Origin of the sequence: Dickeya sp. ws52, assembly GCF_007210685.1 — a bacterium.
Lineage (GTDB): Bacteria > Pseudomonadota > Gammaproteobacteria > Enterobacterales > Enterobacteriaceae > Dickeya > Dickeya chrysanthemi.
Map to the genome: position 1 here is coordinate 1 of NZ_SZVX01000026.1, position 14,652 is coordinate 14,652.

At 57.8% G+C, this 14,652-nt stretch carries 8 protein-coding genes and 2 pseudogenes; 1 reads left to right on the forward strand and 9 read right to left on the reverse strand.

The annotated features are described in order from the left end of the window. Positions 1–164: 164 nt before the first annotated feature. From FDP13_RS19475 to FDP13_RS19515, 9 genes and pseudogenes are all read right to left on the reverse strand, one after another. Entirely contained in the window at positions 165–1,451 is a 1,287-nt protein-coding gene (locus FDP13_RS19475; protein WP_033577142.1) for a dicarboxylate/amino acid:cation symporter, read from the reverse strand. Between the two features lie 415 nt (positions 1,452–1,866). Further along, complete coding sequence (locus FDP13_RS19480; RefSeq protein WP_143840206.1) at positions 1,867–2,865, reverse strand: glycosyl hydrolase family 8; 999 nt, start codon at positions 2,863–2,865, stop codon at positions 1,867–1,869. Between the two features lie 14 nt (positions 2,866–2,879). After that, positions 2,880–3,347 carry a cellulose biosynthesis protein BcsD gene (gene bcsD, locus FDP13_RS19485; RefSeq protein ID WP_015848372.1) on the reverse strand — a complete coding sequence of 156 codons (468 nt, stop codon included), beginning with the start codon at positions 3,345–3,347 and terminating at the stop codon, positions 2,880–2,882. A gap of 2 nt (positions 3,348–3,349) precedes the next feature. Then, entirely contained in the window at positions 3,350–7,279 is a 3,930-nt protein-coding gene (locus FDP13_RS19490; RefSeq protein WP_143840207.1) for a cellulose biosynthesis protein BcsC, read from the reverse strand. An 11-nt stretch (positions 7,280–7,290) separates the two neighbouring features. Beyond that, positions 7,291–9,831: a cellulose biosynthesis cyclic di-GMP-binding regulatory protein BcsB gene (gene bcsB / locus FDP13_RS19495; RefSeq protein WP_143840208.1), complete on the reverse strand. Its 2,541-nt coding sequence runs from the start codon at positions 9,829–9,831 to the stop codon at positions 7,291–7,293. Then, positions 9,828–11,918 (reverse strand): UDP-forming cellulose synthase catalytic subunit, encoded by a 2,091-nt coding sequence (gene bcsA, locus FDP13_RS19500; protein WP_050516059.1) that lies wholly within the window; start codon positions 11,916–11,918, stop codon positions 9,828–9,830. Before bcsA ends, bcsB begins: the two co-directional genes overlap by 4 nt. 108 nt (positions 11,919–12,026) lie before the next feature. Next, the gene (bcsQ, locus tag FDP13_RS19505; protein ID WP_033575679.1) at positions 12,027–12,842 is read right to left on the reverse strand and encodes a cellulose biosynthesis protein BcsQ; all 816 of its coding nucleotides are present in this window, start codon (positions 12,840–12,842) and stop codon (positions 12,027–12,029) included. Continuing rightward, positions 12,833–13,408: a cellulose biosynthesis protein BcsO gene (gene bcsO, locus FDP13_RS19510; RefSeq protein ID WP_143840209.1), complete on the reverse strand. Its 576-nt coding sequence runs from the start codon at positions 13,406–13,408 to the stop codon at positions 12,833–12,835. The genes bcsQ and bcsO overlap by 10 nt, the downstream gene beginning before the upstream one ends. Positions 13,409–13,786: 378 nt before the next feature. Further along, a pseudogene (locus FDP13_RS19515) lies at positions 13,787–14,287 on the reverse strand (EamA family transporter); the annotation flags it as partial. A 21-nt stretch (positions 14,288–14,308) separates the two neighbouring features. Here FDP13_RS19515 and FDP13_RS21860 point away from each other — a divergent pair. Continuing rightward, positions 14,309–14,648: pseudogene (locus FDP13_RS21860) on the forward strand (PLP-dependent aminotransferase family protein); the annotation flags it as partial. Between the last annotated feature and the right edge of the window lie 4 nt (positions 14,649–14,652).

A 14,652-nucleotide genomic window follows, 5' to 3' on the forward strand; every position in this document is an offset into this window, starting at 1 on the left:
ACGAGCCAAATTAAAGCACTTCTTGTGATGAAATCATGTCCCTGATTGTACAAAAAACAGTTACGGGACACACCCTAAATCTAGCACAGAATGGATAAGAATTACCCACAGCCCGTGAACCGAACTGTGGGTAAAGAAAGGCAGGAGAAAATCCGTGTGACGTATCAGGACGGACGGGATTCCGCCGCCGCGCCGTCATGACGACCGGACAGCACATCGTCCATCTGTTTGGAATCAAGCTGTTTACACCATTTGGCGACGACCACGGTTGCAACACCGTTACCGACCAGGTTGGTCAACGCACGGGCTTCGGACATGAAGCGGTCAATCCCCAGAATCAGCGCCAGACCGGCAATCGGCAGATGTCCTACAGCGGAAATCGTTGCCGCCAGTACGATAAAGCCACTGCCTGTCACGCCCGCAGCACCTTTCGACGACAGCAGCAGCACCACCAGCAAGGTGATCTGATGCCAGATATCCATGTGGCTGTTGGTCGCCTGAGCGATAAATACCGCCGCCATGGTCAGGTAAATCGAGGTGCCGTCCAGGTTGAAGGAGTAGCCGGTCGGAATCACCAGGCCCACGACTGATTTCTTACAACCCAGTTTTTCCATCTTCTCCAGCATACGCGGCAGCGCAGACTCCGAAGACGACGTTCCCAGAACGATCAACAGTTCTTCACGAATGTAACGAACGAACTTGAAGATGCTGAAACCGGTAGCTTTGGCGATAGAACCCAGCACCAACACCACGAACAGAATACAGGTGATGTAGAAGCAGATAATCAACTGGCCCAGTTGTACCAGCGTACCTACGCCATACTTGCCGATGGTGAAAGCCATCGCACCGAATGCCCCCAGCGGCGCCAGACGCATGATCATGTTGATGATGCCGAAAATGACATTGGAGAAACTTTCGATCACATCAAAAATCACCACACCTTTTGGCCCCAGACGGTGCAGAGCGAAACCGAACATCACCGCGAACAGCAGCACCTGCAAGATGTTGCCGCTGGCGAAAGCACCAATCACACTGGAAGGAATCACATCCATCAGGAATGGGATAACACCCTGCTTGCCGGCTTCAGTCGCATAATTCGCTACCGCTGCCGCATTCAGCGACGCCGGATCTACGTTCATGCCGACACCAGGCTGCAGCACATTCACCACTACCAGGCCGATGATCAACGCCAGCGTACTCACAATTTCAAAATAGAGCAGCGCGGCAGCGCCGGTACGTCCGACGGCTTTCATACTCTCCATCCCGGCGATCCCGGTGACGACGGTACAGAAGATGACAGGCGCGATCACCATTTTGATTAATTTCACGAATCCGTCGCCCAGAGGCTGCATCTGCTGCCCTAGTGCCGGGTAGAAATGCCCCAGCAGTATCCCGATGGTAATAGCTGTAAGCACCTGAAAGTAGAGACTTTTGAATATTGATTTTTTCATAGTGTGACGTCCTTTGATGGGAAAAAACACAGGGGACAAAGAACGATAAAATTGCCGCCTGTGCTTGCGCCGGAAAATAACACCCTGATAACAGAGTGAATACTTTTATAACTTTAGTTTGTGAACATCCGGTTAAAAACAAGAGCTGAATCGCTTCAACACCCCATTCCCAAAAAACATTACATTAATTTATTGATAACATCACGCACAACCAACACCCTCTTGCCGCGCGAACAAAGCGCGCTGCAGTACTATCTTGCGCTGATTCATAAGAATTTTTTGTGAATAGGATCACGAGTAACAATCAGGTTAACAAAGCGTGAAAAATAAGATGTGAACAGGGGAATACAGAGAGAGGAAAACAGAACAAAAAAGTGGCGGGAACGACATCCCCGCCATATGTGCCGCCGCGCCGTTACTGACCGCGCGCCAAGGCAACCAGCAAACGCAAGCTGGACGAGTAATAATCTTCCGCCGCGCCGGGCTGATCGCTAAGCCCGTCGAAACTGCCCATCGTCAGGTCACGCACCGCCAGTAAACCGCCCTGCATACTGTAAGGCGCGGTGTTATTGCTCAGCACATCGACCCAGGCCGGCGTCGCCAAACGGGGATAATTCCGCCAATACAGTTGGAACGGCACCAGCGCCATCGTTTTGGCGTCATACCAGTACAGGTACAACGGAATACGAATAGCATCATAACTGAAACGCGACGGCCAGGCGGTTGCCGGCGCCATGCTGCCATCGGCGTTTAACGCCACCCAATCCGTCGGCAATCCCGTCTGCCCGAAACGCATTTCTCCAACCAACGATAAGCTATCGTCAATCAGTTGCCGCCAGACCTGAAGGTGGCTGCGATTGGCAAAGTCGCGCCAGGCGGGGAACAAGAAATACGACGGGTTAAGGACGACATAGCTGTTCTTGTTGAAGCCATACGCGCCCGGCAACATCACGGTGCGCCCGGCGAACTGAATAATCTCGTTGCTGATGATCGCTTTCTGGATGCCGTCGGAAGCCTGCAAATAGCGGTTGTCCTGCCACTTGTTACCGGCCTTCAGCAACGCCCAGGCAATCAGCACATCGCCGTCCGATGCGTTGTTCCGATCGGCTACCGGGTTGGATGCCGCCGGGTCATAACGCCAGTAAAACAAGCCGTTGACGGTATTTTTCAGGTGGCTCTGCGTCCAGTTCCACAGGTTATCGAACGCCGCACGGTCATCGTAATGTACCGCCATCATCATGGCGAAACCCTGGCCTTCGGTATGGCTGACATTCTTATTGCCGGTATCCTGAATGCGCCCGTCTGCGGTCATGAAGCGGCTTTTATAGGTTTCCCAGCCGGTTGCCGCCGTCGCCGACACACTAAACCACACCATCAGCATCAATATCCAACCACGCCACATTGGCTTTAGCATGTTATGTCCCCGGCTCAGTGTTGGTAACGAAACAGCAGAACCGAACTATCGTCGGTTTCCTGATAAGACAACGGCACCTGTTCCGCACCGCCCTGCTCGCGCAACCAGCGACTGTACAGCCCCTGCAATACTGCCGCCATCGCCATACGCCAGCGTGTGCTGCCCGCCGTATTGAACAAGCCAGGCAATGCCAGATGGTAGATTTCCAGACGGTTTTCATACGGGCGCAGATCCACGCATCCCCAGTGAAACTGCGACAACACCTGATTCATCTCCCGCTCAAGATCCACCACGGTTATCGCTTCAGACAGCGGGTAGCGTTCAGCCAGTTGTTCACCCATGTGGCGTAAAAACGCCAGTCCTTCCTGTTCGCCGGCGTTATCCATCATCCCGTTGACGATCACGCCGAACAAATCCGCCCAGCCGGGTGGCAATTGCTGCTGGCGATAATAGTTCAGTGCATGTTGTTGCATGTCACTCATGCTTATTTGCCTCCGAGCCCATAGCGGAAATAGAGCTGGGCCGTGGTTTCGTTATAGTTGCCAAAGGTGTCGTAGCTCATCTGTCCGCCGACGGTCACATCTTTAGTTACGCGATAGTCCGCGCCGACATGCGCGTTATAGCCAACGCCGCTCTTACTCTCGCCGGCATAGTGGGATTCTTTGGCTAACCCAGCCGATTCGGCAGACTCCAGCAACGTCTGCCAGTCGGGATTATTGGGAAAATAGGCGCTGCGATCGCGTGAATAAGATTGGAAACCGACCGCTACGCCCGCTTTAACGCTCAGGTCATCATATTTCTGACTCCACTCCACCGGCAACGACACTGACACATAGTCCTGCGGGCTGAAATAGCCCCCCTGACCATAGCTGTAATAGCCGAGGTTTTTAGAGAAATTCATCCAGCTCAGGCTCACGCCGGTTTTCAGTTCACGATCACGGTCATGGAACGGCCGGATATAGGCGCCGGCATTCGCCATCACGCTGGTATTGCTCTTCACATTTTCGCCGAGATAGCTGTAAGCGCCGCCGCCGCCATAGAAACCGACATCGCCGTTGTCATAGCTCAGCAGTACGTTACCGCCGTTCTTGGTGACCTGCCCCCAGCGTTTGCCGGTCAAGGCATCTTTAGCGCCGACATACGACAACAGACTATCCGTTACCGCACGACGCTCGCCGGTCACCACCAGTGTCAGGAAGTCGGTCAGTTTGGGCGACCACTGCACCCCACCTACCAGTGTATTCAACTCCTGGCCCAACGGCGTACTACCGAAATCAACTTTATAATTCTTACCGATCAACGCCAGATTCAGCTCCGCCCCGGACGCACGCTGCCCACCGGGTGAATCAACATTCACCAGATCGATATTTGGCTTACGAGTCGAATTCTGCAGGATGCCTTGCATATTTTGCAGGTTTGTCAGCCCGGCGGTGGTGAGTGGGTTCAAATCGTTAAAACTGAGGTTAGGCACGTTGGCGCCATTCGCACGCTCGTTTTGCAGAGTCTGAACCGCTGCGGTAATCGACTGAGACAGCGCACCGGTGCCGAAACGTCGGCTGGTTGTACCGTCGGCCGCGCCGGCATTCATGGTGATCGGCGTAACACTAAAATTGATCCGCGCATCGCCAAACGAGCCGCTCGACCAGGTCAACGGAGCTTTGGCTTCGGTTAACCGGCTCAGGCCCGACTCGCCATCACGGCTACGAATCTGCACCCCGGTTTGCGCCCAGCCGCCGTTATCCCTCTCCAGATCGTCCATCATGGTGTTGATCTGGGTTAGCGTAGCCGCTGACTGCTGAGCCGGTGCGGTATCGCCGGCAGCAACATCATTACGTTGCTGCCACGGCATCACGGTGCCATAAGCGGAAGGATTACCGGCAGTACGGGCCGCCGCTGGCGTCGCACGATTGATGAACGGATTATCCGCCACGGCCAGACCGCCGATCGCAGGCGCTTTGCCGGGGGCGGCGCCTTCCAGCCCCACGGCTTTAGCACGGGCGGTTCTCAGGTAAGCCAAGGCCTGATCACGGTTGCCTTCGGCGTCCGCGACGCGGGCCAGCAGCAACAATCGCTCCGGCGTTTGCTCGCCCTGTAACCCGGCGGACAACGCCTGCGCCTTTTTCGCATCGCTACGCTCCAGCGCCACATTAATGGCGCCGACGCGCGCTTCCTGTGTCGGCGTATCGTGCGACAACAGGTAGTCGTAAACGTCCGCCGCCTCTTTGTGCATTTTGCCGGACTGGTATAACCGGGCCATGGCGAACATCAGATCGGTATTTTTCGGATCGCGCTGCAGCGCACGGGCCAGCTTGTCGTAGGCCTGTGCATACTGTTGGTTCTCTCGCAGACTGTCGGCTTCGCGCACGACGAAGCCGGTACGCAGCTGATCCAACTGCGCGGTGCTGCTGCGCGACACCAGCTCCGGGCGGCTCAGCCACGACTGCGCCTCGTCGCTCAATCCAGCCTGATTCAGCACGCCGACCTGATCGGCGTAATCGCCGGCGTTGCCCTGCACGCCGCGCTGCATGTTGTTGCGCACCAGCGCCACCGCCGCCGTAGCATCGCCCGCCGCCGCCAGCGACCGGGCCAGTTTGCCCGCATCGGCCGGGTTGTCCGGCGGTGTGACCGACAGCGCCCGCAAGGTATTGGCCGCCGCGGCGTTCTCGCCCCGCGACAAATACACCTGCGCGGTCGCCATCTGCAAATTGAAATTGACCCGCCGCGCCAGGCTCCGGGTATCCTCGTTCTGATTGCGCGGCGGAATGCGCGACAGCAACGTGCTGGCCTGCTGCCAGGCGTTATTTTCACTGGCGAACAGCGCCGCGGCGTACAGGTCTTCGGCACTGGCGCCGGTGCGGAATAACGGCTGCATCAACGCCGTCGCCGCCGCGGTATTGCCCTGCTGTTGGTAAATCCGCGCCAGATCGAGCTTCAACCAACCGTCGTTCGGGAAACGCTGCACACCCTGCTGTAGCAGGCCGATGGCCCGGGTGGTATCGCCCGCCGCCAGTGCCTGTTTAGCTTCATTACGAACCGGCGAGCTGGTGGCGACCGGGCGCGGCGCCATACTGCGACGCACGCTCTCCGGCAAAGCGGTAAACAGGGTATTGGCCTCGTCGGCACGATTCTGCTCACGCAGAACGTAATACAGCCCTTCTTTGGCGTTACGGTTATCCGCATCCGTTTGCAAAATATCGCGGTACAGCCGTTCCGCCTGCGAAAAATTGTTGGTACGACGCAGTACATCCGCCCGGAACAGTTTCGCCGTCAGCCCTTTATCGCCGCCGGCCTGCGCCAGCGGTTCGCTCAGCGTCAACGCCTGCGCCGTATCGCCGCTCTTCATCGCCTGCTGAGCATTCGCCAGTTGGGCGTAGAAACGGGCGTCGTCTGCCTGCTGCCGGCGTTGCGCACTGTTTTCGCCGCCTTGCCGGGCGGCCCGGTCCAGATAGGACGCCGCGGCGGCGAAATCGCCGCGACGCTGGGCGGCATACCCCATGCCCGCCAGCGCATCCGCGTCTTCCGGGTTAGCCTGTAGCACCTGGCCGAATGCGGTTTGCGCACTGGACAGATCGCCGCTGTTGAGCGCGGTAAAGCCTTTGTCTTTCTCGTTGCCGCCCACATTTTTGCGGTAATAGTCCATCACCGCGGAATCCTGCGGATGCCGCTGCTGGTAGAGCTGATAGAGCGGGGCGTCGTCTATCTTCGGCGCCAGCCACAGCAGCGCCTGCCGCATCGCCTGATCGGCATCGGCGCTGCCGGACGCCAGCCCGCTCAGCATCTGCATCCCTTCGCGGCGGGTCGATTCCTGATAGGTCAGCGCCTTGCCGAGCGCCACGGCGGCATGGGTATCTTGCGGGTGCGCCGCCGCAAACTCGCGCAGGTGGTCAATCGCCTGCGGCAATAATGTACGGTCGCCCGCCATGGTCAGGTAGTATTCCGCTGCGATGCTGGCCGGCGGCTGGCTGCCGCTAAACAGATTGCGCCAGGTTTGCAGCGACGCGCTGATATTACCGCTGCGCGCCTGCTGACGCGCCAGCGCCAGTTGCGACGGCGGAATAGTCGCGGCCTGTCGGGCATTATCCAGCGCCTGCAATAGCGGGTCCTGCGGCGATGCCTTGCTCAGGCGCTCACGCCATTTGGCGGCCTCGGCGTTGTCGCCGCCGTTTTGAGCGTACAACGCCATCAGGTACAACGCCTGCGTGTTGTTGGCATCCACCATCAGGATTTTTTGCAGCGCGTTGCGGGCAAGATCGTCGTGAGAACGCTGATGCCAGTAATCCGCCTGTTCAAACAGCGCCTGTAGCGCCGGATTGGCCTGTGCCGCCAGTGCACAGGTCGACAGCATACCGCCGACCACCACCCCGGTAAGAGACAGTGACTGACGGATGCGGGCTGTTAATGTCGTCATCTTCATAGGTGGCTCGCTTATTTTTTATCCGATCCCGCATCACGTCGGGTCGACAACCTTTTCTCCGCCAGCCGCCGGAGGATCGATGCCAGGCTCAGCCCTATGGCCGCCGCCAGCAGCATTGCGGCGACCGCCATCAACACCGAATGCTGATTGGCGTACCAGACAATCATCATGTACCAGGGCATTTCACCACTGGGGAACTGTGGCCCCACCCGGAAACTGCGCACGCCGTTTTCATCGGTAATGATGGCGGTATCGCCCCGCACCGCGGCGTTAATGTTCGGTGAGTTCAGATCGCCGTACAGCCGCAATAACTGCTCGTCGTCGCTGCCGGTGGCAACGACCACCACATGTTCGGGACTCCACGGCGAACGATAGCTCAGGAAACCGCGCCAGGCTTCGTTAGACGAGAAGTAACGGTCGGCATCCAGCGGTGTGCGGTCCCAGTCGCCGGTCACCAGGGTTCGCAAACGCTCCCAGATGCCGGGCGTTTTCACGCCAAAGGTACGGTCATTGACCATGTAGGGCGAATCGGCCAACAGTTTTTGATTGAACGCCGCCTGCTGCAACGTAGTCACCGTTAGAACATCGCTGTTTTCCAGTTTCTGGCGGTCAGCGGCGTTGCCCGGCAAGCCGAACATCACACGGTTGTGATTAAGGCTGACCCCTGTGGCGTCGCCGGCGCGGCCGGCCAGATCCAGCAATAGACCGATTTCGGCATCGGAGGGGTTTTCCGGCAACAGCATGACGGTTTGCGCGTAATCCGCCTGACGGGTGAACGGAAATGCCACGCCTACAAAATAGGACAGATTCGGCAACAAGGTGAAATGGCGCGTCCGGCTCAGATCGATCGACGCACTATCGGCAATCTGGCTCTTGATGTTGTTATTCAGCAGCACGCTGCACGGCGCATCCTCTTTCGCGCGGATGTTGAAGTAGAGCTGGAACTGGTTATAGCCGTAAATCAGATACGGGTCGACCTTCAGCGTATAGCTCTCCTGGCGGGTATCGCCGCCCATCTCGCGCCACAGTTGTTGCAACACGCCGATCTTGTTCACCGTCAGGTTGCGCAGGAACGTGCCGTTGAGCATCACGTTCAGGTACGAACGGTTTTCATCAATCCAGCTTTCCGACGGGAAACGGTAATCGACTTGTACCGGAATGGCATCGCCGTCCCACAGGAACAAATCCGGCGCCGCGCGGAAATTAATCCGCAGCGCCTCATGCCAGAGCCCGCTGACCGTCATATTTTGATCGGCGCGCAACAGTTCGCTCAACCGTACCGGCCGATCGGTGTTGATCCAACGCGGTGCGTCATAATTGCGGCGAAACGGTATTGTCTGCGGCGTGACCGAGAGGGTGGAAGCATCGCCGGTCAACGGCTGGCTGGCCAGACGGTACGCCGCCTGCCGCAGTTGCTCGTCATCCTTGCCGACCACCAGCATCAGTTTGTAAATGGGATTCACCGGGTTATCAATCAGTTGCAGCGTAGGCACGGCAACCTCCGGCAGCGTCAACGCGCCGACTTTCTCCCCTGGGCGGCCAAACACCATGCCGCTTTTTTCAGGCAACGCATCGCGTATTACCGGGAACGTCACGCCGTAGCCGTCCATCCGCATTCCCAACCAGGAGGCGACCAGCGATGCCGCGCTGACTTGCCCTGGCGTCACACTCGCCGGAAACACCATGGTTACCGAGGCGGGCGTCATCTGCAACGGGTCGACGAACGGACGCGGGAAATTCTCCAGCCGGGTGCCGATATCAAGCTGCTGACCTTCCAGATGCAGAATCGTGGTCGGCAGGATGGTCAGGTTGTAGCGGGTCGCGCTATCGCGCTCGCACAGCAGACGGTCGGCATCATTGACGCGAAAACTCAGGTTGTTGCTGGATACCACCATCGCGGCGGGAATATCCAGTTGAAACAGCGTGCTGTCGCCCGTCGCGGCATTCAGCGGCACGGTGCCCAACGGCTGACCGTTCAGCATCAGTTGCATCGAGGTATTCAGCGCCGCCAGCTCCGGCGACACCCGCAACGCCAGATCCAGTCGCGCGTTGGTGACTACCTGGTCGCCCGGCAGAGTAAAAATCACCCCGGCCTGCGCCTGACCGCCCGCCAGCGTGATCCCTTGCGTTTGCCCCATCTGCGCCACGGAAACATCGCTGGACAGCGGCTGGTAGCCTGCGCCGGCCTGATCGCCGACAGCCGCAGGCAGCAACATGGCCGGCGTCGTTAACGACGGCGATACCGGCAACGGAGACTCCGGCGCTATCGGCGCCGCATCCGGCTCCGCCGGGAGCGATGACGTTGATGATGTTGATAACGTTGATGACGTTGCCGGGGCCGGCGACGTTACCGGCGGCATCGCAGGTAACGATATCGTCGGCGCCGATTCCGTCATGGCCGGCGGCGGATTACCACCGCCGGGGCTGAGCATCGCAGGCAGCGGCTCATCCGCCGTATTATCGCCGGCCGCCAGCACACCGCCCGCGCCCAGCGTCAACACGCTGCTCACACACAGTGACAGCAGCGCTTTTAGAAAACGTGGCGTCATCATGCTGCGGCGTCCTCCTTTTTCAGGTCCGCTTTTCTGCCGCGGCCCCGCAAACTCATCCAGAAGAACGCGCAGACCGTACAGACTACCGCCCACAGCGAGCGCAAGGGGCGATCCTGCGGCCAGGGCTTGCCCATCCAGGCATCCGCTCGCGACAACACCACGCGTACCAGCGCCCGGCGCTGGGCCAGCGGAATATCATCGAATCGCAGGCGAATGGTGTCGTCGTCCGCCGCCACCGACTGCGCCGGCAGGCAGATTTCGCTGGATTGCAGCAACAGTTCAACCGCCTCAATCTCATCGGTTTTGTGGCGCTGGTCCGGCGCTTTAAGCTGCACCCCGCCCATCGACAGGTTGACGGTGGTGGTGCGGGATGCAATACCGCTGGCGTAATGGATAATGGCCGGCACATCCACATCAATACGGATGGTCTTGCGCACCTGTTTGGTTTCCCGCGCCACGGCGATCGCCGCCAGCAGGGTCAACAAGCTGAGCAGCGCCCATCCCACGTTCAGCAGCATCACATAAGGGTCAACATTGAAATAATCATGCGCGACGATACGGGTAATGCCGGCCACCACGCCTGCGCCCAGCAACACCGCCGCAACGATATGCGGCCGCACGATACGAAAATCAAAAAAACCTTCGTCCAGCAACCCGCCTTTATCGGTCACGTTAAATTTGCCGCGCGTCGGCGAAAACAGGGTGACGATCGTCGGAATCACCAGATGGAACGCCATCACCGTTTCGTAGATTTCGCCCCAGAAGCTGTACCGAAAACGCCCGTTCATACGCGAGTTAAGGTACATCGACACCATCAGATGCGGCAGCGCATAGGCAAAGATCATCGCCGCCGAAGCATGAATAATATTGAGATTAAACAGCAGGTAGGCCAGCGGCGCGGTCAGAAACACCACGCGCGGTAAGCCGAACTGGAAATGCAACATGGCATTGAGGTAGCACAACCGCTGCGGCCAGCTCAGCCCACGGCCGAATAACGGGTTATCGACCCGGAAGATTTGCGTCATGCCGCGCGCCCAGCGGGTACGCTGAATCACATGCAGCACCAGCCGTTCGGTCGCCAGCCCTGCCGCCAGCGGCATCGACAGAAAAGCCGACTTCCAGCCTTTGCGCTGCATCTTGATGGCGGTATGCGCGTCTTCCGTCACGGTTTCCACCGCAAAGCCGCCGATCTCGTCCAGCGCCGAACGACGAATCACCGCACAGGAGCCGCAGAAAAAGGCCGCGTTCCAGAGATCGTTGCCTTGTTGCACCGGCCCGTAAAACAGCGCGCCTTCGTTCGGCATATTACGCGCCGCGCGCAGGTTACGTTCGAACGGATCCGGCGAGTAGAAGTAATGCGGCGTCTGCAACAGCGCCAGCTTCGGGTCCGACAGGAACGGGCCGACCGTCGCCTGCAGGAAAATACGCTTGGCGACATGGTCGCAGTCAAACACGCAAATCAGTTCGCCCTGCGTCAACCTGAGCGCATGGTTGAGGTTACCGGCCTTGGCGTGAGCATTGTTATCGCGGGTGATATAACCGACGCCCGCTTGCGAAGCGAACACGGCGAACTCGCTGCGCTTGCCGTCATCCAGCAGATAGATTTTCATTTTTTCGCGCGGGTAGTCGATGCACTGCGCCGCCAGCACCGTATCACGCACCACATCCAGGCTCTCGTTATAGGTAGGGATATACACATCCACCGTCGGCCACGATTGGGTGTCCTCCGGCATCGGCTCAATCACCCGCTCCAGCGGCCAGGCCGTCTGGAGAAAACCTAATAACAAAATAACCCAGACATAGAGCTCGGCGATAAATAAGCCAATACCCAGAATGGCTTCAATTTCAGAATTGAAATGCAGGGTCGCCGTTGCCCGCCAGTATATATAGCGTGTCGAGGTCAATACCGACAAAACAATCAGTATGACCGTAACTTGCCGACTCTTGTTTAATCCCAGCAAAAACATCAGCGCCAGGCTAATCAGGCCGAATATATATTGTTTTTCACTGTCCATCGGGGTGATGACAATCACCGCCGCAACCGGTAGCAATAACAACAACACGGTTAAAAACAGGATTTTTTTCATCGATTATCCTGATACTTCATTGATGGAAAACGTTCGCGCGCACATACCTTGCGCTGAGAAAGCCAGCCGGGGAACATGAATTCCGTACGGATTAGGCCGAACCGGCGCTTAATTGGCCGGAACAGTCTGGTAGGCTGGAAAATCGGCGTGAACTTCTCCGTTACCGATGCGGATATCCAACAGCGACGCAACGCGTTTTCCAATCAGCTCAATATCAAACGCAGCGGCGGAAACCGGGCTGAAATCAAAAATAGATCGCTGGGAAGCGTTGGCTTCAGCGACGCTTTCATCACGGTGTACGCTGCCAATCAGTTTATCCGGCATACGTTGCTGGACAAACGACGCCACCTGGCTGCTGATCGTACGGCGGTTGTCCGTCTGGTTCAGCAACAGGTAAGATCCCTTGCGGCGGTTCAGCGCCTGGCCAGTCAGCTTGTTGCCCTCAATGTGCGGCATCAACGACAGAGAGGCGGTATCCGCCATCATCACCACCAGATGCAGATCGGCCAGTTCGGTCATGGCCTTCAGCGCCGGGCTCGGCCCGGGCGGGAAATCCGCCACGATCACCAGCCCCGGATAGTTCATCACCGTACTCAGACCGCGTTTAATAAACAGCGGGTCGGTCGTCAGACGGTGCTCAAACGCCAGCCGCTGCTCCTCGGTGACATTGCCGTAGGGCAATACGAAAATATTATCGTCCGTGGTCAGGATAGACTGGCTCCAGTCAGCCGTTTCATCGGATTTGGCGACGTAACCGCGCTCATCGCCCAGCGGCACGCCAAAATGCAGCCGCAGTGCGTTCTGTACATCAAAATCAATCGCCAGCACCTTGCTGCCGCCGCGGGCCAGCGCATAGGCCAGATTAGCCGCCAGGGTGGTTTTGCCGACGCCACCTTTCGGAGAACAAACACAAACTAACGGCATAACGCGATTCTCTCCAGCAAGGGTTTCAACAACATGGTCTTCGGTGCCGAATGGATTTCATCAGGGTGGTGACGAGTGAATAACTGGCGAAACCGGCCGGCTTCTGGAACAACCTGAGCCCCACCTATTACCGGGGCAGACGCCAGCGGATGCGGACGTGCCGCTTCCGGCGCAACGTCGCTCGCCGCCGCCGCTACCGGCACAGCGGCTGGCGCTGGCGCTGGCGCCGCCTCAACCGGCGGCAATGACGCAGCAACCGCATTAAACAGAGCAAGCGGGGTATCTTCGGAAGAACCGGAAACCAGAGCTGATGTTGGCGTTACACGCCGAGACGCTGACGGCGCCGGCGCAGACAAAGCATGTAGATTAGCCGCCACCGGTTGCGCAATACTCACCGATTGCGCGCCGGACAGCGAATCGTCGCTTGCCTGATTGCGCAACAGCTGTTTCATGATCGGCCAGACTACGGTGTCAGATTGCAATACCTGGCCGGACATGTCCCTGAAATTAATATCGTTTATCTGGGCTTTATCCTTAAAGCGCTGCATATCATCATAACTATTCATCTAACTGACATTTCCCTGGAAAAGGGTGACGGCGAATATAGCGCTGGGCGATAGCGCAAAAAACAATCTTTTAGGATTAGTCTTATACCGAGATTTGCGATGAAGGTAAATTACCCCGGAAAAATAAATAACATCATCCGCAAGTGAACATTATCTTCTTTAACGTGCTGAAAGCAGAGTAATTTATCGGGCTAAGATTTCACTGTATCAATAATCCCCTGGTGGTTAATCACCGAGGGAATTACCTGTTCGATGCCGAACAATAAATGACCGCGAGAAGATAGCGTAGTGTTCGCCTAAAATCCACGATTAAATATTAACCAGACGGTTAAAATAAATTAAATGATCCCACCCCTCGGATTACCACCCGACAGTACGTCATGACTGACGCGCCAGCCGCAACGGCCAGCACCGCGCGCCGAATACATTGACCAGCAATCCCAGCATCACCAGCAACCCTCCCGACAGTTGCCCGCCCGACAGACTTTCCCCCAGCAGTAGCGCCGCGCTCAGTATGCCAACCACCGGCACCAACAGCGATAACGGCGCGACCCGCCAGGTTTCATAGCGCGACAACAGATAACCCCAGATGGCGTATCCGAAAAGTGTAGAAATAAACGACAAATACATTAGCGCCATTACGGTAGGCAACCGAATCGTCGTCAGGCTGGCGACAATGGCGTCTCCGCCCTCAAATAACCAGGAGCACAGCAGGAACGGTCCCACCGGAATCAACGCACTACAGACCACCAGCGACATGGCGTTGACCTGATAACGACGCATAATCTGCTTGTTGCAGATATTGCCGCAGGCCCAGGACGCCGCAGCAGCCAGTGTCAGCAACAGCGTGGTCAGCGTCATGCCCGGCAGCGATGCGTTCACCGTATTGCTTTCGGCCAGCAGCGCAACATTGCCGCTCTCAAGTTCACTTCCACCATGGGCACCTCGCTGACGCCGCAGGTGGCACTGGCCGAGCTATTGCGCAACGGCGGTTACGACGCCCATCTGGGTCACGCTGCCGCCGGGCTGTCGCTCGTCGCGCGAGTTGTTTTCCCGCGCCCGGCAAGAGGGCATCGGTATCGCGCCGGGGCACATCTTTGCCACCGACCAGCGCTACGACCACTGCCTGCGCCTGAACGCCGGTTTCGGCTGGAACGAAGAGGTGCACGACGCTATTCGGCTGCTGGCGCGCTGGGTCCGGGAGAGCAGAACCGAGCGGCCATCGGGATTGATGACGTAGCCGA

Excerpts from the sequence above, each read along its gene's own strand:
- FDP13_RS19475 (WP_033577142.1), bottom strand. The coding sequence starts at position 1,451 with ATGAAAAAATCAATATTCAAAAGTCTCTACTTTCAGGTGCTTACAGCT.
- FDP13_RS19480 (WP_143840206.1), bottom strand. The coding sequence starts at position 2,865 with ATGCTAAAGCCAATGTGGCGTGGTTGGATATTGATGCTGATGGTGTGG.
- bcsD (WP_015848372.1), bottom strand. The coding sequence starts at position 3,347 with ATGAGTGACATGCAACAACATGCACTGAACTATTATCGCCAGCAGCAA.
- FDP13_RS19490 (WP_143840207.1), bottom strand. The coding sequence starts at position 7,279 with ATGAAGATGACGACATTAACAGCCCGCATCCGTCAGTCACTGTCTCTT.
- bcsB (WP_143840208.1), bottom strand. The coding sequence starts at position 9,831 with ATGATGACGCCACGTTTTCTAAAAGCGCTGCTGTCACTGTGTGTGAGC.
- bcsA (WP_050516059.1), bottom strand. The coding sequence starts at position 11,918 with ATGAAAAAAATCCTGTTTTTAACCGTGTTGTTGTTATTGCTACCGGTT.
- bcsQ (WP_033575679.1), bottom strand. The coding sequence starts at position 12,842 with ATGCCGTTAGTTTGTGTTTGTTCTCCGAAAGGTGGCGTCGGCAAAACC.
- bcsO (WP_143840209.1), bottom strand. The coding sequence starts at position 13,408 with ATGAATAGTTATGATGATATGCAGCGCTTTAAGGATAAAGCCCAGATA.